Origin of the sequence: Nocardiopsis changdeensis (assembly GCF_018316655.1) — a bacterium.
Classification (GTDB): domain Bacteria; phylum Actinomycetota; class Actinomycetes; order Streptosporangiales; family Streptosporangiaceae; genus Nocardiopsis; species Nocardiopsis changdeensis.
In genome coordinates this window covers 5363380-5386186 of sequence record NZ_CP074133.1, presented here as the reverse complement: position 1 = coordinate 5386186, position 22807 = coordinate 5363380, and the positions used below count along the sequence as shown (strand labels likewise).

At 73.3% G+C, this 22807-nt stretch carries 21 protein-coding genes; 14 read left to right on the top strand and 7 right to left on the bottom strand.

Annotated features, from left to right (window positions below; genetic code table 11):
- Positions 1–42: 42 nt before the first annotated feature.
- Together KGD84_RS24415 and KGD84_RS24410 are read right to left on the bottom strand one after the other, a co-directional pair.
- Positions 43–702, bottom strand: a complete 660-nt coding sequence (locus KGD84_RS24415) for an O-methyltransferase (protein WP_220562709.1) — start codon at positions 700–702, stop codon at positions 43–45.
- Between the two features lie 87 nt (positions 703–789).
- Positions 790–1506, bottom strand: a complete 717-nt coding sequence (locus KGD84_RS24410) for a metal-dependent hydrolase (RefSeq protein WP_220562708.1) — start codon at positions 1504–1506, stop codon at positions 790–792.
- A gap of 232 nt (positions 1507–1738) precedes the next feature.
- On the opposite strand from KGD84_RS24410, the gene KGD84_RS24405 reads away from it, so the two are divergent.
- The 9 genes from KGD84_RS24405 (at position 1739) to egtD (ending at position 12418) form a co-directional block, all read left to right on the top strand.
- Positions 1739–3598 (top strand): ABC transporter substrate-binding protein, encoded by a 1860-nt coding sequence (locus KGD84_RS24405; protein ID WP_220562707.1) that lies wholly within the window; start codon positions 1739–1741, stop codon positions 3596–3598.
- The gene (locus KGD84_RS24400) at positions 3595–4662 is read left to right on the top strand and encodes an ABC transporter permease (RefSeq protein ID WP_220562706.1); all 1068 of its coding nucleotides are present in this window, start codon (positions 3595–3597) and stop codon (positions 4660–4662) included. Before KGD84_RS24405 ends, KGD84_RS24400 begins: the two co-directional genes overlap by 4 nt.
- Complete coding sequence (locus tag KGD84_RS24395; protein ID WP_220562705.1) at positions 4659–5606, top strand: ABC transporter permease; 948 nt, start codon at positions 4659–4661, stop codon at positions 5604–5606. Before KGD84_RS24400 ends, KGD84_RS24395 begins: the two co-directional genes overlap by 4 nt.
- Positions 5603–6601 carry an ABC transporter ATP-binding protein gene (locus KGD84_RS24390; RefSeq protein ID WP_220562704.1) on the top strand — a complete coding sequence of 333 codons (999 nt, stop codon included), beginning with the start codon at positions 5603–5605 and terminating at the stop codon, positions 6599–6601. The genes KGD84_RS24395 and KGD84_RS24390 overlap by 4 nt, the downstream gene beginning before the upstream one ends.
- Positions 6598–7662 carry an ABC transporter ATP-binding protein gene (locus KGD84_RS24385; RefSeq protein ID WP_220562703.1) on the top strand — a complete coding sequence of 355 codons (1065 nt, stop codon included), beginning with the start codon at positions 6598–6600 and terminating at the stop codon, positions 7660–7662. Before KGD84_RS24390 ends, KGD84_RS24385 begins: the two co-directional genes overlap by 4 nt.
- A 410-nt stretch (positions 7663–8072) precedes the next feature.
- The gene (gene egtA / locus KGD84_RS24380; protein ID WP_220562702.1) at positions 8073–9356 is read left to right on the top strand and encodes an ergothioneine biosynthesis glutamate--cysteine ligase EgtA; all 1284 of its coding nucleotides are present in this window, start codon (positions 8073–8075) and stop codon (positions 9354–9356) included.
- Positions 9353–10696 carry an ergothioneine biosynthesis protein EgtB gene (gene egtB / locus KGD84_RS24375; protein ID WP_220562701.1) on the top strand — a complete coding sequence of 448 codons (1344 nt, stop codon included), beginning with the start codon at positions 9353–9355 and terminating at the stop codon, positions 10694–10696. Before egtA ends, egtB begins: the two co-directional genes overlap by 4 nt.
- A complete protein-coding gene (egtC, locus tag KGD84_RS24370; protein ID WP_220562700.1) occupies positions 10696–11427 on the top strand; it encodes an ergothioneine biosynthesis protein EgtC in 732 nt (243 codons plus the stop codon). The genes egtB and egtC overlap by 1 nt, the downstream gene beginning before the upstream one ends.
- Positions 11428–11440: 13 nt before the next feature.
- Complete coding sequence (egtD, locus tag KGD84_RS24365) at positions 11441–12418, top strand: L-histidine N(alpha)-methyltransferase (protein WP_220562699.1); 978 nt, start codon at positions 11441–11443, stop codon at positions 12416–12418.
- Positions 12419–12564: 146 nt separating this feature from the next.
- On the opposite strand, the gene KGD84_RS24360 is transcribed toward egtD, so the two are convergent.
- Positions 12565–13284, bottom strand: coding sequence for a VIT1/CCC1 transporter family protein (locus tag KGD84_RS24360; RefSeq protein ID WP_220562698.1), 720 nt, complete (start codon positions 13282–13284; stop codon positions 12565–12567).
- 77 nt (positions 13285–13361) lie between these two features.
- On the opposite strand from KGD84_RS24360, the gene dapB reads away from it, so the two are divergent.
- Complete coding sequence (dapB, locus tag KGD84_RS24355) at positions 13362–14105, top strand: 4-hydroxy-tetrahydrodipicolinate reductase (RefSeq protein ID WP_220562697.1); 744 nt, start codon at positions 13362–13364, stop codon at positions 14103–14105.
- Positions 14106–14162: 57 nt separating this feature from the next.
- On the opposite strand, the gene KGD84_RS24350 is transcribed toward dapB, so the two are convergent.
- The 4 genes from KGD84_RS24350 to KGD84_RS24335 form a co-directional block, all read right to left on the bottom strand.
- Positions 14163–14444 (bottom strand): hypothetical protein, encoded by a 282-nt coding sequence (locus KGD84_RS24350; protein ID WP_220562696.1) that lies wholly within the window; start codon positions 14442–14444, stop codon positions 14163–14165.
- On the bottom strand, positions 14437–15015 hold the full coding sequence (locus tag KGD84_RS24345; RefSeq protein ID WP_220562695.1) for a hypothetical protein: 579 nt from the start codon (positions 15013–15015) through the stop codon (positions 14437–14439). The genes KGD84_RS24350 and KGD84_RS24345 overlap by 8 nt, the downstream gene beginning before the upstream one ends.
- Before the next feature lie 90 nt (positions 15016–15105).
- Complete coding sequence (locus KGD84_RS24340) at positions 15106–15978, bottom strand: 1,4-dihydroxy-2-naphthoate polyprenyltransferase (RefSeq protein WP_220562694.1); 873 nt, start codon at positions 15976–15978, stop codon at positions 15106–15108.
- Between the two features lie 93 nt (positions 15979–16071).
- Entirely contained in the window at positions 16072–16623 is a 552-nt protein-coding gene (locus KGD84_RS24335; RefSeq protein WP_220565289.1) for a GNAT family N-acetyltransferase, read from the bottom strand.
- A gap of 86 nt (positions 16624–16709) precedes the next feature.
- Here KGD84_RS24335 and KGD84_RS24330 point away from each other — a divergent pair, with 86 nt between their 5' ends.
- From KGD84_RS24330 to KGD84_RS24315, 4 genes are all read left to right on the top strand, one after another.
- Positions 16710–17090 carry a phage holin family protein gene (locus KGD84_RS24330; protein ID WP_220562693.1) on the top strand — a complete coding sequence of 127 codons (381 nt, stop codon included), beginning with the start codon at positions 16710–16712 and terminating at the stop codon, positions 17088–17090.
- A gap of 392 nt (positions 17091–17482) precedes the next feature.
- Positions 17483–18454, top strand: a complete 972-nt coding sequence (dapA, locus tag KGD84_RS24325; protein WP_220562692.1) for a 4-hydroxy-tetrahydrodipicolinate synthase — start codon at positions 17483–17485, stop codon at positions 18452–18454.
- Positions 18451–20136 (top strand): ribonuclease J, encoded by a 1686-nt coding sequence (locus tag KGD84_RS24320; RefSeq protein WP_220562691.1) that lies wholly within the window; start codon positions 18451–18453, stop codon positions 20134–20136. Before dapA ends, KGD84_RS24320 begins: the two co-directional genes overlap by 4 nt.
- Before the next feature lie 172 nt (positions 20137–20308).
- Positions 20309–22801: a DNA translocase FtsK gene (locus KGD84_RS24315; protein ID WP_220562690.1), complete on the top strand. Its 2493-nt coding sequence runs from the start codon at positions 20309–20311 to the stop codon at positions 22799–22801.
- Positions 22802–22807 lie beyond the last annotated feature (6 nt).

Sequence of the window (22807 nt, the reverse complement as noted above, 5' to 3'; positions counted from 1 at the left end):
GCGCCGGGCACGAACCGGAGCGGAGGCTCAGAAGAACACGGCTCAGTTCTTGCGGGCCAGGGTCAGGCCGTCGCCGATGGGCAGCAGGACCTGGGTGACCCGGTCGTCGGCGACCAGGCGGGCGTTGAAGTCGCGGATGCCCTGGACGCGCGCCGTCGTGTCGGCGCCGTCGACCACACGGCCGTGGGAGAGCGTGTTGTCGGCCAGCAGGATCCCGCCGGCGCGCATGCGCGGGACGAGCTCCTCCCAGTAGTCGACGTAGCCCTCCTTGTCCGCGTCGATGAAGGCCAGGTCGAACCGGGCCTCGGCGGGCAGGGAGCGCAGGGTCTCCAGCGCCGGGCCCAGCCGGAGGGTGATCCGGTCGGCGACCCCGGCCCGCTCCCAGTAGCGGCGGGCGACGGAGGTCCACTCGTCGCTGACGTCCAGGGCCAGCAGCGTGCCGTCCTCGGGCAGGCCGCGGGCCAGGCAGATCGACGAGTAGCCGGTGAAGGTGCCGATCTCCACGGCGTCACGGGCGCCGGAGATCCGGGTGAGCAGGGTGGTGAACGTGCCCTGCTCGGGCCCGATCTGCATCCCCTTGCTCTCGGGGAACAGGCGGGCGGTCTCCTCGACCAGGTCGGCCAGCACGCCGTCGACCGGAGTGCCCTGTGCGACGAGGTATTCGTACAGTTCCGGGGTGAGGCTCTCTGTGGTTCGTGTCACGGCGCCCACCCTAGCCCGGGCCCGGGTCCGGACAGCGAAAGGCCCCGCCGACACGGGCGGGGCGGTGAACGGGGGAGCCGGGCGGGGTCAGCGCCCTTCGGGGAGCAGGGCCGGCCAGTCGAAGAGGTAGATGGAGCCGACGATCACGCCGACCGTGAGCAGGGGGGTGACCACCTTCTGCTCGACCGGCCCGTCGGTCTTGAAGCCCAGGTTCTGGCCGATGCGCTTCTTCCAGAACGGCCAGAAGATCGGCACGCCCATCTTGGTGATCATGTCGCCGAGGAAGTGCAGGACCACACCGAAGGCGACCGCCAGCCCCAGCCAGGTGTAGTTGGTCCCGGCGGAGAACAGGGCCAGGGTGATCGCCGCCGTGGCCAGCGCGTTGATGACCCCCGACGCGGTCCGGTTCTTGTCCAGTCCGAAACCCAGGCCCTGGAGCGCGATGCCGATCAGCAGGAACACGAAGATCTGCACCGCCAGCTCCGACCACAGGGCCAGGAGCTGCACGAGCACGCCCATGAGGACCGCGAAGAAGAAGGAGTGGGTGCCCATCCGGTGGCCGCCGAAGAGGAACGACAGCATGTCGCTCAGCACCTCGGTGACCTTGCCGTAGGTCTTGGTGACCGTCGCGCTCTTGTGGTCCACGTCCGGGAGCAGGGCCGCTCCCGCGCACACCAGGGAGCCGGCGATGATCTCGCTCGGGCCGAGGTTGAAGTCCAGACCCAGGAATTGCGTCCCCTGGACGAGCGGTACGACCGCCATCCAGCCGACCACGCCGCTCAGTGCGTGAGAGTGCCCCATCATGGCGGGAACCGTAGCGGAGTACGAACAACAGTGCCAAGGCGGGGTCATTACGGTCTGCCCATTTGACACTTAACGCCCGGGAAACCCCTCTGTGACTGTGCTCGGCCGCGAATGTATTGCGATGTCACGGCGCACCTTGTAGGTCATTGACGCTTCTCTCGGTCCGTTGGTAGACAACCAACTACCCCCTGGTGGCCCAGGCCACCACCCCACGATCCTGACAGGGGCCCAGATGCACTCCCATCACCCTCCGACCGTGTCGCCGCTCTGTAGGGCGGCGGCCACGGGAACCGCTCTGCTGCTGGTCGTCGGGACCGCGGCCGCCCCCGCCTCCGCCGCCCCCGCCCCCGCGGACGGGAGCACGCTCACGGTGGCGATCGCCCAGCAGGTGGACTCCTTCAACCCGTTCACCGCGCAGCTCGCCGTCACCACCAACATCCTGTCCCACGTCTACGACTCGCTGGTCACCAACGACCAGGAGACGAGCAACCCCGCCCCGGCCCTGGCGGAGAGCTGGGAGACCAGCGAGGACGGCCTGACCTGGACCTTCCACCTGCGCGACGACGTCACCTTCTCCGACGGCGAACCGCTCACCTCCGACGACGTGGTGTGGACGCTCACCACGATCATGGAGAACGAGTCCGCGGCCATCGCCAACGGCAACTACGTCGCCGGGTTCGAGGAGGTCACCGCGCCCGACGAGCACACCGTGGTCGTGGAGCTCTCCGAGCCCCAGGCCACCATGGAGTCGCTGACGGTGCCCATCGTGCCCCGCCACGTGTGGGAGCCCATCGTCGAGAGCGAGGGCGACGCCTTCGCCGAGTACCCGGCCGACGGCGACGCCCTGCCCAGCGTGGGCAGCGGCCCCTTCGTCCTCACCTCGCACGAGCGCGGCCAGAGCATCACGCTGGAGGCCAACCCCGACCACTGGAACGGCGCCCCCGGCTTCGACAACCTCGTCTTCCGGTACTACCCCGAGAAGGACGCCGCCGTCGAGGCCCTGCGCAGCGGCGAGGTCTCCTTCGTCTACGAGCTGACCGCCGCCCAGGCCGACGCCCTGGAGGAGACCTCCGACATCGCCGTCAACTTCGCCGACGGCAAGCGGTTCCAGGCGTTCACCATCAACCCCGGCGCCGTCACCCAGGACGGCGAGGAGTTCGGCGACGGCCACCCGGCGCTCGCGGACCGCACCCTGCGCCAGGCCATCGTGATGGCGATCGACAACCAGGAGATCGTGGACAAGGCCCACGGCGGCCGCGCCACGGCTGCCGGGGGCTACATCCCGGCCCGCTACACCGACTTCCACTGGTCGCCGGAGGGCGACGAGGCGATCCTGGACTTCGACCCGGACGCCGCCAACGCCATGCTCGACGAGGCGGGCTACGAGATGGGCGACGACGGCGTGCGCGTCTCGCCCGACGGCGACCGCCTCGAACTGCGCATGCACGTCCACCAGGACCGCCCCGACAACGTCAGCGCGGGCAGGGTCATCGTGGAGCGCCTGGCCGACATCGGCATCGAGGTCGAGAACCTCACCGTCGACCCCGGTGTGCTCAGCGACGCCCTGTACGCCGCCGAGTACGACCTCATCTTCACCGGGTGGACGGTCAACCCCGACCCCGACTACGTGTTCAGCATCCACACCTGCGACGCGCTGCCCACCGAACCGGGCACCATGCAGGGCGACGCGTACTTCTGCGACGAGGAGTACGACGAGCTGTACGCGGACCAGCTGCAGGAGTACGACCGGGCCGCGCGCGCCGAGATCATCCACGACCTCCAGCGCATCCTCTACGAGGAGGCCGTCGTCAACGTCCTGACCTACCCGGACATCCGGGAGGCCTACCGGACCGACCAGATCCAGGAGGGGACCCTGCTGCCCCAGCCCGCCGAGGGCGGCAACATCTGGGGCCAGGACGGCTACTGGGCGTTCTGGGCGGCCCAGCCCGCGGAGGGCGGCGCCGAGCAGGCGGGCGCGGGCGGCGTCTCCACCGGGATGTGGATCGGCATCGGCGCGGTCGCCCTGGTGCTCGTGGCCGGCGGCGCGTTCCTCCTGTTCCGCCGCCGGGCCACCGCGGAGGACCGCGAGTGACCGGCGCCCCTCTCACCGCCGGGGCGGAGGAGGTCCCCTCCGCCGCCCCGGCCGGGCCCGCGCGGCCCGCCGGCCGCGGCCGCGCAGGGCGCGTGCTCCGCTACGTCGGCGGCCGGCTGCTCACCGCCGTGCTCTCCCTGGCCGGGGTGGTCGTCGCCGGGTTCTTCCTGTTCCGCATCCTGCCCGGCGACCCGGTCCGCGCCATGACCGAGGGCCGCGAGGTCTCCGCCGAACAGCGCGCCGAGCTGCGCCGCCAGTTCGGCCTGGACCAGCCGCTGTGGCAGCAGTTCCTCGACTACGCCCTGGGCCTGTTCCGGCTGGACCTGGGCACCTCGTTCCAGTACCGCAGGCCGGTCGCCGAGCTCATCCTGGACGCGCTGGGGCCCACGGTCCTGCTCGCCGGGACCGGCACCGTCATCGCCGCCCTGCTGGGCCTGCTCCTGGGCGTGCGCTCGGGCTGGCGGCCCGGGAGCGCGGGCGACCGGGTCAACACCACGGTGGCCCTGTTCTTCTGGTCGGTGCCCACGTTCTGGCTGGGCCTGCTGCTCATCGTCCTGTTCGCGTCCGGCCGCGACCCGCTGCCCGGGCTGTTCCCGACCGGAGGCATGACCGCGCCCGGCGTCACCGGGTTCTGGAACGTCGCCCTGGACACGGCCTGGCACATGGTCCTGCCGGTCGCCACCATGGTCGCGGTCATCTACGCGCAGTACCTGATGATCATGCGCTCGTCCCTCATGGACGAGAAGGACGCCGACTACCTCACCACCGCGCGGGCCAAGGGCCTGACCGACGCTCTGGTGCGCCGCAGGCACGCCGTGCCCAACGCCCTGCTGCCCACCGTCACCCTCGTCTTCCTCAACCTGGGCCAGGTGGTCTCCGGGGTCATCCTCGTCGAGACCGTGTTCTCCTGGCCGGGGCTGGGGCGCCTCTTCTACTCCGGCCTGAGCGTGCCCGACCTGGGCCTGGTCCAGGGCCTGTTCGTGGTGTTCGCGGCCTCGGTGATCGTCATGAACCTCGTCGCCGACCTGGTCTACCCGCTGCTCGACCCCAGGGTGCGCCCATGAACACAGCCGCGGCCCCGCCGTCCGCCGCACCCCCGTCCCCGCGGGCCCTGGCCCGCCGCAGGCGCCGCGAGGCGCTGCGCTCGTTCGCCCGCGAGTACTCCCGCCGCCGCGCGGGGATGGTCGGCCTGGTCGGCCTGCTCCTCCTGGTCGTCCTCGCCCTGTGCGCGCCGCTGCTGGTGGACCCGGCCGACCTCACCGTCACCCGGGCGCCCGGCGCCGCCTTCGAGCCGCCCAGCGCCCGCTTCCCGCTGGGCACCGACGACTACGGCCGGTCCATCCTCGACCTGATCATCTGGGGGTCCCGGGTCTCGCTGACGGTCGGCTTCCTGGCCACCGCGGTCTCGGTGGCCCTGGGGACCCTGGTCGGCATGACCGCCGGGCACTTCGGGGCGTCCGGCGGCACCGCGGGGCGGCTCCTGTCGTCGGTCCTGATGCGCCTCACCGACTGGTTCCTGGTGCTGCCCACCCTGGTGCTGGCCGTGGCGCTGGCCGCGGTCCTGCCCCGCGGCACCGGCACGATCATCCTCGCCATCGGCCTGACGGTCTGGCCCGCCACCGCGCGCCTGGTGCGCGCCCAGACCCTGGCGGTGGAGGCCCGGCCCTACGTGGAGCGGGCCCGCGCCCTGGGCGGCGGCCACCTGCACGTCATGGCCTGGCACGTGCTGCCCAACGTGATGCCAGTGGTGCTGGCCCAGACCACCCTGCTGGTGGCGACCTCCATCATCGCCGAGTCCACCCTGGCCTTCCTGGGCGTGGGCGACCCCACCACCATCTCCTGGGGCGGGATCCTGGAGAGCGCCCGCAACGCGGGCGCGATCAGCTCCGGGATCTGGTGGTACATGGTGCCTCCGGGGCTGGCGATCGCCCTGGTCGCCCTGGCGTTCACCCTGTGCGGCCGCGCCCTGGAGGCCGTCCTCGACCCCCGACTCCGGGAGCGGCGATGACCTCCCTTCTCGACGTGCGGGACCTGCACGTGACCTACGGCTCCGGCGGCGGCGAGGTCCCCGCCGTGCGCGGCGTCGACATCTCCCTGGAGCCGGGCGGCACGCTCGGCCTGGCCGGGGAGTCCGGCAGCGGCAAGTCCACCGTGGCCATGGCCCTGCTGCGGCTGCTGCCCGCCACGGCCCGCGTCACCGGGGCCGTGGAGCTGGCCGGCGAGGACGTGCTCACCATGCGGTGGGGGCGGCTGCGCGCGGTCCGCTGGTCGGAGGCCGCCATCGTGTTCCAGGGCGCCATGCACTCGCTCAACCCGGTGCGGCGCGTCGGCGAGCAGATCGCCGAGCCCCTGCTGATCCACCGGACGGTGCCGAGGGAGAGGGTCGCCGACCGGGTGGCCGAGCTCCTGGGCCAGGTGGGGCTGCCCGCCTCCCGGGCCGCGGACCACCCCCACCAGCTGTCCGGCGGCCAGCGCCAGCGGGTCATGATCGCGATGGCCCTGGCCTGCGAGCCGCGGCTGATCGTGGCCGACGAGGCCACCACCGCCCTGGACGTGATGATCCAGGCGCAGATCCTGGCCCTGCTCAAGCGCCTGGTCGCCGACCACGGCATCGGGATGCTGATGATCAGCCACGACCTGTCGGTGCTCGCCGACACCTGCGACCGGGTCGCGGTGATGTACGCGGGGCGGATCGTGGAGCAGGGGCCGGCGCGCGAGGTGATGGGCGCCCCCGCCCACCCCTACGCCGCGGCGCTGGGGGCGGCCTTCCCCAGGATCGGGGACCCGGCCTCCCGGCGGGCCCCGCGCGGCCTGCCGGGCGACCCGCCCGATCCCGCCGACCCGCCCGCGGGGTGCGTGTTCCGGCCGCGGTGCCCGGTGTCGGAGGAGGTGTGCGCGACGGTCGACCCGCCGCTGTGGCCGGTCGCGCCCGACGCCCGCGGGGAGTCCGAGAGGCAGGCCGCCTGCGTGCACGTGGGCCCGGTCGGGGAGGGGGTCCGTTGAGCACCACGGAGACCGACGCGTCGGCGTCCGCGCCCGAGGGCGGGGAGGGGACCGGCACGCCGGTCCTGAGCGCCCGCGGCGTGCGGGTCGTCTTCACGTCCGGGTTCGGCGGCGGCCGCGCCGCCGCCCGGGCCGTGGACGGCGTCGACCTGGACGTGGCGGCCGGGGAGATCGTCGCCCTGGTGGGGGAGTCCGGCTGCGGCAAGACCACCCTGGGCCGGGTGCTGCTGGGCCTGGAGCGCCCCACGGCGGGCACGGTGTCCTTCGAGGGGAGCCCGCTGCGGTACTCCTCCCGCGACCTGCGCGCCTACCGGCACCGGGTGCAGCTGGTCCAGCAGGACCCGACGGGTTCGCTCAACCCCCGGCGCACGGTCTACGAGTCGGTCGCCGAGGGCCTGCGCATCCACGGGGGGACCACGGCCGACGAGGCCGAGCGGGTGACCCGCGCGCTGTCCCGGGCGGGCCTGCGGCCGCCGGAGAGGTTCCTGTCCCGGTACCCGTACGAGCTGTCGGGCGGCCAGCGGCAGCGCGTGGTGATCGCCGGGGCGCTGGTGCTGGAGCCGGAGGTGCTGGTGGCCGACGAGCCGGTGGCGTCCCTGGACGCGTCGGTGCGCGGCGAGATCCTGCGCCTGCTGCTGGACCTGCGCGACGAGCTGGGGCTGTCCGCCCTCATCGCCACCCACGACCTGGGGCTGGCGTGGAACATCGCCGACCGGGTCGCCGTGATGTACCTGGGCCGGGTGGTGGAGCTGGGGACGGTGGAGGAGGTCCTCTCCGGGCCCCGGCACCCGTACACCCGGGCGCTGCTGTCGGTGCTGCCCGAGGCCGGCGGCGAGCCGGTGGTGCTGGCGGGGGAGCCGCCGGACCCCAAGAAGGTGCCGGGGGGCTGCCGGTTCCACCCGCGCTGCCCGGTGCTGGCCTCGGGGGAGGCGGAGCGGGCGGGCGTCGCCGACCGGTGCCGCACCGAGGACCCGGGGGTCCTGCCCGGTGACGGGGGTGCGCACGCCACGGCCTGCCACTGGGCGCGCGCCCTGGAGGGGACGCCTCCCGGCGGGCGGTGACGGGTCCCGGCGGCCCCCCGGGGCCGCCCGCACACGGCGGGGCGCCGCGGCACGCGCCGCGGCGCCCGCCGTGCACGGAGCGGGTGCGCGGCCGGATCGGACCGGGGCCGTCCGTAAACGGAAGGTCCCGGCCCGCATCCGCACGGTGAGATTCGGCCGCCTCCCGGGGCGATCGGGTTCCCTGAAATGTGATGTGAGTCACTTCCATGGTGCGGGGGAGGGGCCCGGCCGCCCGGGAAGGGCGAAGTCACCGGGGATGTCGCGAACCGGAGACAGGTCGCACATGCGGCACCTGTCCGCATCCGTTCACGTTTCCGGACGGTCGGCACGTTCGCCGCGCGGGAGACCGGGGGAAGACAGGGGAGGCGCCGCTCCGCACGGGGCGGCGACGTCCTGAGGGAGAGCACCCCATGGCGCACATGACCACGGACGACGTCCACGAGTACATCAACGGGGTCTGCTTCAAGACAGGCCCTCCCGGCAAGGTCGGAGCCGAGACCGAGTGGCTCGTCACCGACACCGCGGCACCCGGCGCCACCGTCGCCATCGAACGCCTCGCGGCGCTGCTGGAGGGCTCCGGCCCCCCGCCCGCGGGAAGTCGCGTCACCTTCGAACCCGGCGGACAGATCGAGCTCAGCTCGCCCGCCCTGCCCGGCCCGGCCCGAGCGCACGAAGCGCTCGCCGAGGACCTGGAGCACCTCGGAAAGACCCTCGCCCAGGACGGCCTGGGCCTGGTCGAGTCCGCACTGGACCCCGTGCGCACCCCCCACCGGCAGCTCCGGCTGCCCCGGTACGAGGCCATGGACCGGTTCTTCGCCAAGCGCCGCACCTACGGCGGACACACCATGATGTGCGCGACCGCCTCGCTCCAGGTGTGCCTGGACTCCGGGGCCGACCCCGCCGACCTGGGCGAACGCTGGGGCTTCGCGCACCGGCTCGGCCCCGTCCTGGTCGCCGCCTTCGCCAACTCCGCGCTCTGGCGCGGCCGCCCCACCGGCTGGAAGTCCACCCGCTGGGCCATCTGGGCGGGCATGGACGCCGACCGCACCGCCCCCGTCCTGGAACCCGGGAGCCCCGCCGACCCGGCCGACGCCTGGACCGCCTACGCCCTGCGGGCCTCCGTCATGGCGGTCTCCGAGACCCCCGGGGGCGGCGGCTCCTGGCTGGCCGACCCCGGCATCACCCTCGCCGAGTGGATCGCCGGGCACGGCCCGCGCCCCGCCACCCCGGCCGACCTCGAACTGCACCTGAGCACCCTCTTCCCGCCCGTGCGCCCCCGCGGCTGGTGGGAGCTGCGCATGATCGACGCCCTGCCGCTGCGCTGGTGGCCGGTCCCCGTCGCGGTCGCCGCCGCCCTCTTCGACGACCCGGGCGCCCGCGCCGCCGCGGAGGAGGCCGTGGAACGGCTCTGCGGCGGCCCCGCCCCCGACCGGAGGCTGTGGCTGCGCGCGGCCCGCGACGGCATGGCCGACCCCGCCCTGGCCGCCTGCGCCCGCCGCTGCCTCGACGCCGCCGTCGACGCCCTGCCCCGCATGGGCGCGACGCGCCTGGCCCGCCTCGTCGACGACTACGCCGACCGCCACACCCGGCGCGGGCTCAGCCCCGCCGACACGCGGCCGAGCGTGCCCGAGCCGCGCCCCGCCCACGCGGGGCCGGCGGAACGCCACTCCCGACACGGTGGAGGAGTTCGGTGAACAACGGACAGGACATCTCCAAGGAGCGCATCGCCGCCGAGCTCGACCGCGGCAGGCGGCGCAGCCTCGGCCTCACCCTGGACGCCCTCGACGACGAGGAGCTGCTCACCCAGCACTCGCCGCTGATGTCGCCGCTGGTCTGGGACCTGGCGCACATCGGCAACTACGAGGAGCAGTGGCTGCTGCGGGCCGCCGCCGGGCGCGAGGCCCTGCGCCCCGACATCGACCACCTCTACGACGCCTTCGAGAACCCCCGCGCCGAGCGCGTTGACCTGCCGCTGCTGCGCCCGCAGGAGGCCCGCGACTACAACGAGCGGGTCCGCCGGGAGGTCCTGGACGCCCTGGACGGCGTCGACCTCACCGTGCCCGCCCCGCGCGGGCCCGACGACCCGCCCGGCCTGCTGGACGCCGGGTTCGTCTACCACATGGTCATCCAGCACGAGCACCAGCACGACGAGACCATGCTCGCCACCCACCAGCTGCGCCGGGGCGCCCCCGTGCTGCTGGAGGAGGCGCCCGCCGTCGCGCCCCTGCGCCCGCCCGCGGAGGCCGAGGCCCTGGTCCCCGCCGGGCCCTTCACGATGGGCACCGACGACGACCCCTGGGCCTACGACAACGAGAAGCCCGCCGTCACCGTCGACCTGCCCGCCTACTTCATCGACACCGCGCCCGTCACCAACGCCGCCTACCGGGAGTTCATGGAGGACGGCGGCTACCAGACCCGCCACTGGTGGAGCCGGGAGGGCTGGGAGTGGAAGGAGAAGCGCGGGGCCGTGGCCCCCGCCTTCTGGGAGCGCGAGGGCGAGGAGTGGGCCAGGCGCCGCTTCGGCCGCCGTGAGCTGGTGCCGCCCGACGAGCCGGTCCAGCACGTCAACTACCACGAGGCCCGGGCCTACGCGGAGTGGGCGGGCAAACGGCTGCCCACCGAGGCCGAGTGGGAGAAGGCCGCCCGCTTCGACCCGGCGACCGGGGAGTCCCGCCGCCACCCCTGGGGCGACGGGGAGCCCGCCGCCCGCCACGCCAACCTGGGCCAGCGCAGGCTCGGCCCCGCGACCGTGGGCCGCCACCCCGACGGGGCGTCCCCGCTGGGCGTGCACCAGCTCATCGGCGACGTGTGGGAGTGGACCTCCACCACCTTCCACGGCTACCCGGGGTTCCGCGCCTTCCCGTACCGCGAGTACTCGGAGGTGTTCTTCGACTCCGGGTACAAGGTGCTGCGCGGCGGCTCGTGGGCCACCCACCCCACGGCGGTCCGCTCCACGTTCCGCAACTGGGACCTGCCCATCCGGCGGCAGATCTTCAGCGGGTTCCGCTGCGCCCGCGACGCGGAGCCCGCCTGATGTGCCGCCACCTGGCCTACCTGGGGCCGCCGCGTACGCTGTACGACCTGCTGTACGCGGCGCCCCACTCGCTCCACGTCCAGTCCTGGGCGCCCCAGCTCCAGAAGTACGGCACGGTCAACGCCGACGGGTTCGGCGTGGGCTGGTACCCCGACGACACCCCCGAACCGCTGCGCTACCGGCGCGCCCTGCCGATGTGGGGCGACACCTCCTTCGCCGAGGCGGCCCGCGGCCTGGCCTCCGGCTGCGTGCTGGCGGCGGTGCGCGACGCCACCGTCGGGTTCGGCACCGACGAGGCGAGCGCCCAGCCCTTCCGCGCCGGGCGGCTGCTGTTCAGCCACAACGGCGCGGTCAAGGACGACGACGCCCTGGTGGCGGCGCTGCCGCCCCCGGCCGGGGTGCTCGACGCCCGCGCCCCGGTGGACTCCGCGCCCCTGTTCGGGCACGTGGTGCGCCTGTGGCGGGCCTCCGGCGACCTGCCCGGAGCGCTGGCCGCAGTGGTCCGCCACGCCCGCGAGCACTCCGAGGGGCGCTACAACCTGCTGGCGACCGACGGCGAGACCCTCGTGGGCACCGCCGCCGGGGACACCCTGTTCACCCTGCGGGAACCGGGGGGAGGCGTCGTCCTGGCCTCGGAACCCTACGACGACTCCCCGGGCTGGCGGGAGGTGCCCGAAGGCTCCGTGGCCGTGGCCGCGGCGGAGCGGACCGAGATCCACCCCATCGTCTGACCGAGGAGTCGCCGTGTTCCGCATCGACCGCAACCTGACCGCCGACGACCTGGACAAGGCCCTGCGCAGGGACGTCGCCGAAGGGCTCTCGTCCAACCCCAAGCAGCTGCCGCCCAAGTGGTTCTACGACGAACGCGGCAGCGCCCTGTTCGAGGACATCACCGAACTCCCCGAGTACTACCCCACCCGGGCCGAGCGGGCCATCCTGGAGGAGCGCTCCGACGAGATCGCCGGCGCCGCCGGCGCCGAGGCGCTCATCGAGCTCGGCTCGGGGTCGGGCGTCAAGACCCGGCTGCTGCTGGACGCCATGGGCCGCCACGGCGCCCTGGCCCGGTTCGTCCCCGTCGACGTCAGCGGCGACTTCCTGGCCGCCTCCGCGCGCAGGGTCGCCGACGATTACCCGGACCTGGACGTGCACGCCGTGGTCGGCGACTTCGAGCACCACCTGGGCCTGCTGCCGGTGCGCGAGGACGGCGGGCGGCAGACCATCGCCGTGCTGGGCTCGACCATCGGCAACCAGGAGCCCGGGCCCCGGGCCGGGTTCCTCCGCGACATCCGGGCGGTGCTGCGCCCGGGGGACACCTTCCTGCTCGGCGCCGACCTGGTCAAGGACGCCGACCGCCTGGTCGCGGCCTACGACGACGCGCAGGGGGTGACCGCCGAGTTCGACCGCAACGTCCTCAACGTGATCAACCGCGAGCTGGGGGCCGACTTCGACCCGTCGGAGTTCGAGCACGTCGCCCGCTGGAACGAGAAGGAGGAGTGGATCGAGATGCGGCTGCGCTCGCGGGTGGACCAGCACGTGCGCGTCGCCGCCCTGGACCTGGACGTCGACTTCGCGGCGGGCGAGGAGATGCGCACCGAGATCTCCGCCAAGTTCCGCCGGGAGGGCCTGGAGGAGGAGCTGGAGGAGGCCGGGTTCGAGCCGACGCACTGGTGGACCGACCCGGCCGGGGACTTCGCGCTGAGCCTGTCCACCGCCCGCGCGTAGCCGCCCGCCGCCTCCGGGGCCCGGCCCCGCGCCCTCAGAGGGAGGTGAACGCCCCCACCAGTGTGCCCACCAGGTAGGTGATCAGCATCGCGAAGGACCCGCCCGCGCGTAGCCGCCCGCCGCCTCCGGGGCCCGGCCCCGCGCCCTCAGAGGGAGGTGAACGCCCCTACCAGCGTGCCCACCAGGTAGGTGATCAGCATCGCGAAGGACCCGCCGACCACGCACCGCAGCGCCGCCCGCAGGGGCAGGGCCCCGCCCAGGCGGGCGCTCACCGCGCCCAGCGCGCCGGTGGCCGCCAGGACCGCCGCCACCGTCACCGGCAGCCTCCAGGCATCGGAGCTGAGCAGCATCGCGGCCAGCGGCACCAGGGCGCCCAGCACGAAGGAGAACAGGCTGGCGAACGCCGCCTGCCACGGGTCCACCCGGTAGCGGTCGAGCCCCAGCTCCACCTCGGCGTGGGCGCGCAGCGCGTCGTGCTCGGTCAGCTCCCGGGCCACCCGGTGCGACAGCTCCTCGCTCAGCCCCCGGTCGCGGTACATCCCGGCGAGCTCCTCCAGCTCGCCGGCCGGGTCGGCGGCCAGCTCGCGCCGCTCCCGGGCCAGCGCGGCCCGCTCGGTGTCGCGCTGGGTGCTCACCGACACGTACTCGCCCGCCGCCATCGACAGCGCCCCGGCCAGGGTGCCCGCGATCCCCGCCACCAGCAGGGCGCCGCGGTGCGGGGTGGCGCCCGCCACGCCCACCACCAGTCCGGCGGTGGAGACGATGCCGTCGTTGGCGCCCAGCACCGTCGCGCGCAGCCCGTTCAGCAGGGAGCCCAGGCGGTGCCGGGCGTCCGGCGGGCCGTCCGCGCGGTCCTCGTCCGTCATGGGCCGATCGTCGCACGCGACCGGTCCCGCCCCAGGTCGCACCACGCGGGGCCGCGGCGATCCGATACGCTCGTGCCGTGTTCAAGGTAGGAGTTTTCGGCGCCGAAGGGCGCATGGGGTCAGAGGTCGTCAACGCGGTCCAGGCGGCCGACGACATGGAGTTCGTCGGCGGCGCCGACGCCGGCCAGGACCGGGAGCGGGTGCTGGGGGCCGACTACGTCGTCGACTTCACCCACCCCGACGTCGTCATGGACAACCTGGAGTGGCTGATCGGCCGCGGCGTCCACGCCGTCGTCGGCACCAGCGGGTTCGACGAGGAGAAGCTGAACCGGGTGCGCGAGATGCTGGCGGCCCGGCCCGGCGCCAAGGTGCTCATCGCGCCCAACTTCGGCATCGCCGCGGTGCTGATGATGCACTTCGCGGCCAAGGCCGCCCCCTACTTCGAGTCGACCGAGATCATCGAGCTGCACCACCCCAACAAGGCGGACGCCCCCAGCGGGACCGCGTACCACACCGCCGAGCTGGTCGCCGGGGCCCGCCGGGCGGCCGGGCTGGGCCCGATGCCCGACGCCACCACCGCCGAGATCCCCGGCGCCCGCGGCGCCGACGTGGACGGGGTGCGGGTGCACGCGCTGCGCATCCAGGGCCTGATCGCCCACCAGGAGGTCGTGTTCGGCACCGATGGTGAGACCCTGAAGATCCGCCACGACTCCATGAACCGGGCCTCGTTCATGCCCGGCGTGCTGCTGGGCGTGCGCAGGGTCGCCGACCTGCCCGACCCGCTGACCGTGGGCCTGGAGCCGCTGCTCGACCTGAGCTGAGCCGCCGACCTCCCGCCCCGGGCCGCGCCGCGGCCCGGGGCGGCCGCGCGTCCGGGGTCAGGGGGCGTCCACGACGGGCGCCTCGATGCCGTCCACCGGCGCCTCGACCTCCTCGACCGGCGCCGTGACGTCCACCACCGGCGCGGTGGCCACCGGGCTCCGGTTCACCTCGGGCACATAGCCCCGCGGCTCCCTGGCGGACTCTCCCCAGTCGAGCAGTCCCAGGACGGCCAGGGTGAGAACGAGCGTCACAACGATGACGGGGCCGATCAGCAGCACCATGCAGCAGTTGAGGCGGACCGTGGAGTAGGTCCTCTCCCTGTCGGTCCCCTCAGGCAACGGGGACCCCGGTGAACGTCGGCATGCCGGGGACGCGCACGTCCATCTCGTGCACGTCCTTCGGCGGAGCGGCGAAGGTCGCGCTGAGGGTCAGGGAGTCCTCGGGCCACAGTTCCAGCGACGGTTCGAGCCGGGAACACACGCACCGCCCCTCGGAATCGGTGGCGACCCGGTGCACCCGGCCGTTCTCCGCGTCGACGAGCTCGAACGCCGCCATGTCGGTGACCTCCTGCTCCGAGGTCTCCGGGGACGCGAGGTCGCGGGCGAGGAGGCCGCCCCCGATGACGTGGATCGTCAGGGTCAGTTCGACGAGGTCCTCGCCGACCCGCTCCAGCGTGTGGACGTCCACCTCCACGTCCGCCTGCCGGATCCGTCCGGCGGCACGTGTATGGACCTGCCCACCGGTGGTCGCGGGCGCGGAGGAGGACTCCAGGGGCGCGCCGCCACGGTCGAGGGAGGTCTCGCCGGAGCCGGGGCCCTCGGCCGGGTTGTCGGCGGCCGAGCACGCGGCCAGGGTCAGCGTCAGCGCCGCGGCGGCCAGTGCCGCGGCGGTCCTGCGGGGGATCGCCATGCCCCGAACCTAGGCGGGGAAGGGTCTCCGCCCGGTCACGGGCCGCCTACAAGTCGCCGGTGGCCGCACCCGGCCACCGGCGCGGGCCGGTCAGCCCAGCAGCAGCGCCACCGAGAGCAGCGCGCCGAACGCCATCTGGAGCCGCCCGGTCTCGCCCAGGCCCGCCACCAGGTCACGGCCGACCTGACCGCCCAGCACGCGGCGCAGCGGCGGCACCGCCAGGGGGGCCGCCAGCAGCACCAGCGGCACCCACCAGGACACCGCCACCAGCGGCAGGGCCACCGCGAACGCCGCCACGACCATCCCCGCGTACAGCCGCCGCGTCCCGGTGTCGCCCAGCCGCACCGCCAGGGTGATCTTGCCGGTCTCCCGGTCGGTGGGGATGTCCCGCAGGTTGTTGATCACCAGCACCGCGCAGGACAGCAGCCCCACCGGCACCGACGCCGTCCACGCCTCCCAGGGCGCGGCCTCCAGCTGCACGAACACGGTGCCCACCACGGCCACCACGCCGAAGAACACGAACACCGACACCTCGCCCAGGCCCCGGTACCCGTACGGGGTGCGCCCGCCGGTGTAGTACCAGGCGGCGGCGATCGCCACCGCGCCCACCAGCAGTAGCCACCACGACGTGGTGGCCACCAGCACCAGGCCCACCAGCCCGGCGAACGCGAAGCTGCCCAGCGCGGCGGCCAGCACCTGCTTCGGCGCGGCCAGGCCGGTCGCCGTCAGCCGGGTCGGCCCCGTCCGCTCCGCGGTGTCGGTGCCCTTGACGCCGTCGCTGTAGTCGTTGGCGAAGTTCACCCCCACCTGGAGGGCCATCGACACCACCAGCGCCAGCAGTGCCTTCCACCACACGAACCCGCCCAGGGCGAACGCCAGCGCGGTACCGACCGCCACCGGGACGACCGAGTTCGGAAGCGTCCGGGGACGCATCCCCGAGATCCATTCGCTGACCGTGGCCACTGCCGGGTCCCTCCACCGCTCGACGGCCGGCGCGCGCGGCGCCGCTACGACCTCCCCACGGTAGTGCCTGCTCCCGGGCCCCGGGGCCGCGCCCTATCCGATGCCCGCGTGCAGGCGCACCATCGGCAGCTCCGAGCCCAGGTCGATCACCCGGCGGGCGCCGTCGGGCGCCCAGCCGGAGGACTCGAAGAACGCCCGCAGCGCGTTGTCGGCCTCGGGCACCCACACGTACGCGATGACGAACCCGTCCTCCACCAGGTGGTCCACGGTCGCGTTGAGCAGGCGGCCGCCGTGCCCCCGCCGGGTCAGGGCCGGGTCCACGTGCAGGGCGAAGATCTCCGCGGCGGTGGCGGGCCACAGGTCGGGGTCGCCCGCCGGGCCGAACGCGGCGAAGCCCACCACCGTGCGCACCCCGTCGTTCTCGTCGGTGGCGACCACCAGCCGGTGCCTGGAGGTGGGCGGCGACTCCAGGGCGGCCGACCACTGCGCGTGGAAGCCCCTGCGGGCCTCCTCGCCGCCGATCTCGGCGACCACCTCCCCGGGCAGCAGCCCTCCGTACACCTCCCGCCAGGAGGCCACCTGGACGTCCACGACGGTGTCGACGTCGGAGGGACGGGCGGGACGGACGAACTGGGCACCGGACACGATCAGGCCTCCTGGGGGAGTCATCGACACGAGTGCACCCACGCCGGAGTTTCGGGACCTTGCCACGGCGTGGGAACATCTACGTTGTGAGCTTCATTATCAGAGTCATCGTGAACGCGCTCGCCCTGTGGCTGGCGGCCTACCTGGTCAGCGGTATCGAGGTCACGACCTCGGACACGACGGAGACCATCCTCGTCTTCCTGGGACTCGGCCTGATCTTCGGCGTCGTCAACGCCGTCATCAAACCGATCGTCAAGACGGTCGGCTGCCTGTTCTACGCGCTGACCCTCGGGCTCATCGGCCTCGTCGTGAACGCACTGCTGTTCCTGCTCACCGAGTGGATCGCGGGGCTCTTCGGCCTGCCCATCGACATCGACGGCTTCTGGCCCGCCTTCTGGGGCGCGATCGTCGTCGGCATCGTCAGCTGGCTGGCCAGCCTCTTCCTGCCGGACGGCAAGGACGACTGACCGCCGCGGCACCTCCGCTCCGACCCGCCCGCCCCGAATCCGCGGGTTCCCGCCCGTGTCCCGGTCCGACGGCCGGGACGCGGTGCGGGTAGGTTCACATGCGGGCCCCTCCCTCGACCCACGAGGACGGGGCCGACCCCGGTCCCGGCACCGGCGTCCGAACGGACGCGGTCCGGACAGGACCGGCACAGGCTTCTCCGCGACCGCCCCCGTCGGACCCCGCAGTGGTCCGACCCGGCCCCGGTCGCGGAAGCGGACACACGGTTCCGCACCATCCGTACGCCACACCACCGGTCCCGCCCCGCGCGGCGGGGCCGCACACACCGAGAGGAGGAGGGGCGACACAGGATCCCGCCGCCACGCGGCGGCGGTCCGCGCGCCTTTCACACACCATGGTGAACACCAAGTACCGCCCGTTCGGCAAGATGCTGACCGCGATGGTCACACCCATGCTCGACGACGGCGAGCTCGACTACGACGGTGCCGCCCGGCTCGCCACCTACCTGGTGGACGAGCAGCACAACGACGGCCTCGTCATCAGCGGGACCACGGGCGAGTCGCCCACGACCAGCGACGAGGAGAAGGACCGGCTGCTGCGCGCCGTCATCGAGGCGGTCGGCGACCGGGCCCAGATCATCGCGGGCGTCGGCACCAACGACACCCGGCACAGCGTCAAGCTGGCCAAGGCCGCCGAGAAGGCGGGCGCCCACGGCCTCCTGGCGGTGACCCCGTATTACAACAAGCCGCCGCAGGAGGGGCTGATCCGGCACTTCACCGAGATCGCCGACACCACCGGCCTGCCGGTCATGCTGTACGACATCCCGCACCGCACGGGGACGCCCATCGCCTCCGAGACCCTGGTCCGGCTCGCCGAGCACCCCCGGATCGTGGCCAACAAGGACGCCAAGGACAACGTCGGCGCCAGCTCCTGGGTCATGGAGCGCACCGACCTGGCCTACTACTGCGGCACCGACATCCTGAACCTGCCCCTGCTGTCGGTGGGCGCCGCCGGCTTCGTGAGCGTCGTCGGCCACATCGTCGGCGGCGACCTCAAGGACATGATCGACGCCTACGAGGCGGGCGAGGTCGGCCAGGCGCTGGCGATCCACCGCCGGCTCACCCCGGTCTACACCGGGATGTTCCGCACCCAGGGCGTGATCACGACCAAGGCGGTCCTCAACCTGTTCGGCCTGCCCGCCGGCCCGGTGCGCACGCCGCTCGCCGACGCCTCCGCCGAGCTCCAGGCCCTGCTGCGCGAGGACCTGGCCGCCGCCGGTGTGAAGGGCCCCATCGGCCTGGCCCCGCACCAGGCCGTCCCGGCCAGCGCCGTCCGCGTCGAGCGCCTCACGGAGGGTTCCGTATGAGCCACCCGCACCCCGAGCTGAGCTCGCCCCCGCCCCAGGGCGACGGTGTCCTGCGCGTCGTCGCGCTGGGCGGCCTGGGCGAGATCGGCCGCAACATGACGGTCTTCGAGTTCGGCGGCCGGATCCTCATCGTCGACTGCGGCGTGCTGTTCCCCGAGGAGGAGCAGCCCGGCGTCGACCTGATCCTGCCGGACTTCGACTACATCCGGGACCGCCTGGACGACATCGAGGCGGTCGTCCTCACCCACGGCCACGAGGACCACATCGGCGGCGTCCCGTTCCTGCTGCGCGAGCGCCCCGACATCCCGATCGTCGGCTCCCGGCTCACGCTCGCGCTCATCTCCGCCAAGCTCGGCGAGCACCGCATCAAGCCGGTCGTGGTCCAGGTGGAGGAGGGCGAGCGGCGCGACTTCGGCCCGTTCGACCTGGAGTTCTTCGCGGTCAACCACTCCATCCCCGACGCGCTGGCCGTCGGCATCCGCACCCCCGGCGGGTCGGTGCTGCACACCGGCGACTTCAAGATGGACCAGCTGCCGCTGGACGGCCGCCTCACCGACCTGGCCGGGTTCGCCCGGTTCGGCGACGAGGGCGTGGACCTGCTGCTGTCGGACTCCACCAACGCCGAGCAGCCCGGGTTCATCATCAACGAGCGCAACCTGACCGAGGCCATCGACAAGGTGTTCCGGCAGGCCGACAAGCGCATCGTGGTGGCCTGCTTCGCCTCCCACGTGCACCGGGTCCAGCAGGTCATCGACTCCGCCACCAAGCACGGCCGCAAGGTCGCGTTCGTGGGCCGGTCGATGGTCCGCAACATGAACATCGCCCGCGACCTGGGCTACCTGAGCATCCCCGGCGACACCATCATCGACGTGCGCCAGCTCGACGACCTGCCGCCGGACAAGGCCGTGCTGATCTGCACCGGCTCCCAGGGCGAGCCGATGTCGGCGCTGAGCCGGATGGCCAACCGGGACCACCAGATCCGCATCGAGGAGGGCGACACCGTCCTGCTGGCGTCCTCGCTCATCCCGGGCAACGAGAACTCGGTCAACCGGGTCATCAACGGCCTGACCCGCTGGGGCGCCAAGGTCGTGCACAAGGGCAACGCCCTGGTGCACGTGTCCGGGCACGCCCCCGCCGGCGAGCTGCTGTACGTGCTCAACATGGTGCGCCCGCGCAACTTCATGCCGGTGCACGGCGAGTGGCGGCACATGCGCGCCCACGCCGACCTGGCCAAGATGACCGGGGTCCCCGCGGACCGGATCGTCATCGCCGAGGACGGCGTGGTCGTCGACCTGTACAAGAACCGCGCCAAGATCGTCGGCGCCGTGCAGGCCGGGTACGTGTACGTGGACGGCTCCTCCGTGGGCGACGTCACCGACGCCGCGCTGAAGGACCGCCGCATCCTCGGCGAGGAGGGCTTCATCTCCGTCGTCGTGGCCGTGGACTCCGGCACGGGCAAGATCCTCGGCGAGCCAGAGATCCACACCCGGGGCGCGGGCATCGGCGCCGACGCCTACGACGACGTCATCGATAAGATCCAGCACGCCCTGGACAAGGCGGCCGAGGACGGGGTCAACGACCCCCACCAGCTGCGCCAGCTCATCCGGCGCAGCACGGGCCGGTGGGTCAACGACACCTACCGCCGCCGCCCGATGATCATCCCGGTCCTGGTCGAGGTCTGACCCGGAGCGGTACCCGCACGAAGCGCCGAACGGTCCCGGACCGTTCGGCGCTTCGCGCGACACGCCGTGCCCGAGACGGGATCCGGGGGTGGACGACTCGATAGGCTGCCCGCCGTGGCGGGGAATGCGCCCGCCGGTCGTGAACCGCTCCCCCTGTACGGAGGTGACCCCGATGGCCCCGCGCGCCTCCTCAGGCGGTTCCGGGCGCAAGAAGCCCGCGGCCCGCAGACCCGCGGCCAACCGGATGCCCGACGGGCCCATCGCTTTCGCGGTCACCATGTTCGGCCAGTTCCTGCTGGTGCTGTGGAAGCTCGTCGCGCACACCGTGGGCGGGGCCGCCCGCGCCGTGGGCCGCAGCGCCCGCGACCTGGACCCGGACCTGCGCCGGGACGGGGCGGGCCTGCTGCTGCTGGCGGCCGGGGTGCTGGTCGCCGCGGCCGTGTGGTGGGAGAGCGCCGGCCCGCTGCCGGAGTACACCCGCCTAGTGGTGGTCGGCGCGTTCGGGACGTTCTCGCCGATCCTGCCGCTGCTGTTCCTGCCGCTGGCGATCCGCCTGATGCGCACCCCGGGCGCGTCCCGGGAGGGCGACGCCGGGCGGCTGTTCATCGGCACCAGTGCCATCCTGCTGGGCCTGCTGGGCCTCATCCACATCGCGAACGGCATCCCGCAGCCCTCCGAGGGGCTGGAGGCGCTCCAGGACGCCGGCGGCCTCATCGGGTTCGTCGCCTCCGGTCCGCTCAGCGCCGTCATCACCCCCTGGCTGACCGGGGTGCTGCTGGCCCTGGTGCTGGTGTTCGGCATCCTCGTGGTCACCTCCACCCCCATCCGGCGCATCCCCGAGCGGCTGCACACGCTGTTCGGCGCCCTCATGGAGCGCGACGCCGGGCCGGACTCCGGCATCGGCATCCTGGGCGCCGAGCCGGAGCGCAAGCCCGCCCGCAAGCGCCGCTCCCGCAAGAAGGAGGCGGAGGCCGCGGCCGAGACCGTGGCGGGCGACCACGAGCGCCCCTACGACAGCCCGGTGCTGCCCGAGGAGCCCATCGCCCCGGCGCTCACCGACGAGGAAGAGGAGGCGGCGCGGGCCGAGGCGGGCAGGTCCGGCAAGGGTGGGAAGAAGGGCCGCGCCAAGCTCCCCGTCCCCGACCCCACCCCGGCGCCGGCCGTCACCGAGCAGCTCACCCTCCCCTCCCGGGTGGTGGAGGGGGACTACGAGCTGCCCCCGCCCGTCATGCTCAAGCCCGGCAGCCCGGTGAAGCCGCGCACCAAGGCCAACGACGACGTGGTGGACGCCCTCACCGGCGTGCTCACCCAGTTCGGCATCGACGCCGAGGTCACCGGGTTCACCCGGGGGCCGACGGTCACCCGCTACGAGATCGAGCTGGGGCCGGCCGTCAAGGTCGAGAAGGTCACCGCGCTCACCAAGAACATCTCCCTGGCGGTCAAGAGCGCCGACGTGCGCATCCAGTCGCCGATCCCCGGCAAGTCCGCGATCGGCGTGGAGATCCCCAACACCGACAAGGACATCGTCAGCCTGGGCGACGTGCTCGGCTCCCCGGTGGCCACCTCCGACGACCACCCCATGCTGGTGGGGCTGGGCAAGGACGTGGAGGGCACCAACGTCGTCGCCAACCTGGCGAAGATGCCCCACGTGCTGGTCGCGGGCGCCACCGGAGCGGGCAAGTCCACCTGCATCAACGGGCTCATCACCTCGCTGATGATGCGCGCGACCCCCGACGAGGTGCGGATGATCCTGGTCGACCCCAAGCGGGTCGAGCTGACCATGTACGAGGGCATCCCGCACCTGATCACGCCCATCATCACCAACCCCAAGCGGGCCGCCGAGGCGCTCCAGTGGGTGGTGGGGGAGATGGACCGCCGCTACGACGACCTGGCCGCCTCCGGGTACCGGCACATCGACGACTTCAACGCCGCCGTGCGCACCGGGGAGCTCACCGCCCCCCCGGGCAGCGAGCGGGTGTACGAGCCCTACCCGTACCTGCTGGTGATCGTGGACGAGCTGGCCGACCTGATGATGGTCGCCCCGCGCGACGTCGAGGACTCCGTCGTGCGCATCACCCAGCTGGCCCGGGCCGCCGGGATCCACCTGGTGCTGGCCACCCAGCGGCCCAGCGTCGACGTCGTCACCGGCCTGATCAAGGCGAACGTGCCCTCCCGGCTGGCGTTCGCCACCTCCAGCCTCGCCGACAGCCGCGTCATCCTGGACCAGCCCGGGGCGGAGAAGCTGGTGGGCAAGGGCGACGCCCTGTTCCTGCCGATGGGGGCGGGCAAGCCGATCCGCCTGCAGAACGCCTGGGTCTCGGAGAAGGAGATCCGGGGGATCGTCGAGCACTGCAAGAAGCAGGCCGAGCCCAGCTACCGCGAGGACGTCGCGGCCGCCGACACCAAGAAGAAGGAGATCGACGAGGAGATCGGCGACGACCTGGACCTGCTGCTGCAGGCCGTCGAACTGGTGGTCACCACCCAGTTCGGGTCGACCTCGATGCTCCAGCGCAAACTGCGTGTCGGCTTCGCCAAGGCGGGCCGCCTGATGGACCTCATGGAGAGCCGCGACGTCGTCGGCCCCAGCGAGGGCTCCAAGGCCCGCGACGTGCTCGTCACCCCCGACGACCTCCCCGCCGTCCTCACCGACATCCGCGGGGGCTGAGGGCCC

Excerpts from the sequence above, each read along its gene's own strand:
- KGD84_RS24345 (WP_220562695.1), bottom strand. The coding sequence starts at position 15,015 with ATGGCGATCCCCCGCAGGACCGCCGCGGCACTGGCCGCCGCGGCGCTG.
- KGD84_RS24410 (WP_220562708.1), bottom strand. The coding sequence starts at position 1,506 with ATGATGGGGCACTCTCACGCACTGAGCGGCGTGGTCGGCTGGATGGCG.
- KGD84_RS24390 (WP_220562704.1), top strand. The coding sequence starts at position 5,603 with ATGACCTCCCTTCTCGACGTGCGGGACCTGCACGTGACCTACGGCTCC.
- KGD84_RS24320 (WP_220562691.1), top strand. The coding sequence starts at position 18,451 with ATGAGCCACCCGCACCCCGAGCTGAGCTCGCCCCCGCCCCAGGGCGAC.
- egtC (WP_220562700.1), top strand. The coding sequence starts at position 10,696 with ATGTGCCGCCACCTGGCCTACCTGGGGCCGCCGCGTACGCTGTACGAC.
- KGD84_RS24405 (WP_220562707.1), top strand. The coding sequence starts at position 1,739 with ATGCACTCCCATCACCCTCCGACCGTGTCGCCGCTCTGTAGGGCGGCG.
- KGD84_RS24360 (WP_220562698.1), bottom strand. The coding sequence starts at position 13,284 with ATGACGGACGAGGACCGCGCGGACGGCCCGCCGGACGCCCGGCACCGC.
- dapA (WP_220562692.1), top strand. The coding sequence starts at position 17,483 with ATGGTGAACACCAAGTACCGCCCGTTCGGCAAGATGCTGACCGCGATG.
- KGD84_RS24315 (WP_220562690.1), top strand. The coding sequence starts at position 20,309 with ATGGCCCCGCGCGCCTCCTCAGGCGGTTCCGGGCGCAAGAAGCCCGCG.
- egtA (WP_220562702.1), top strand. The coding sequence starts at position 8,073 with ATGGCGCACATGACCACGGACGACGTCCACGAGTACATCAACGGGGTC.
- KGD84_RS24395 (WP_220562705.1), top strand. The coding sequence starts at position 4,659 with ATGAACACAGCCGCGGCCCCGCCGTCCGCCGCACCCCCGTCCCCGCGG.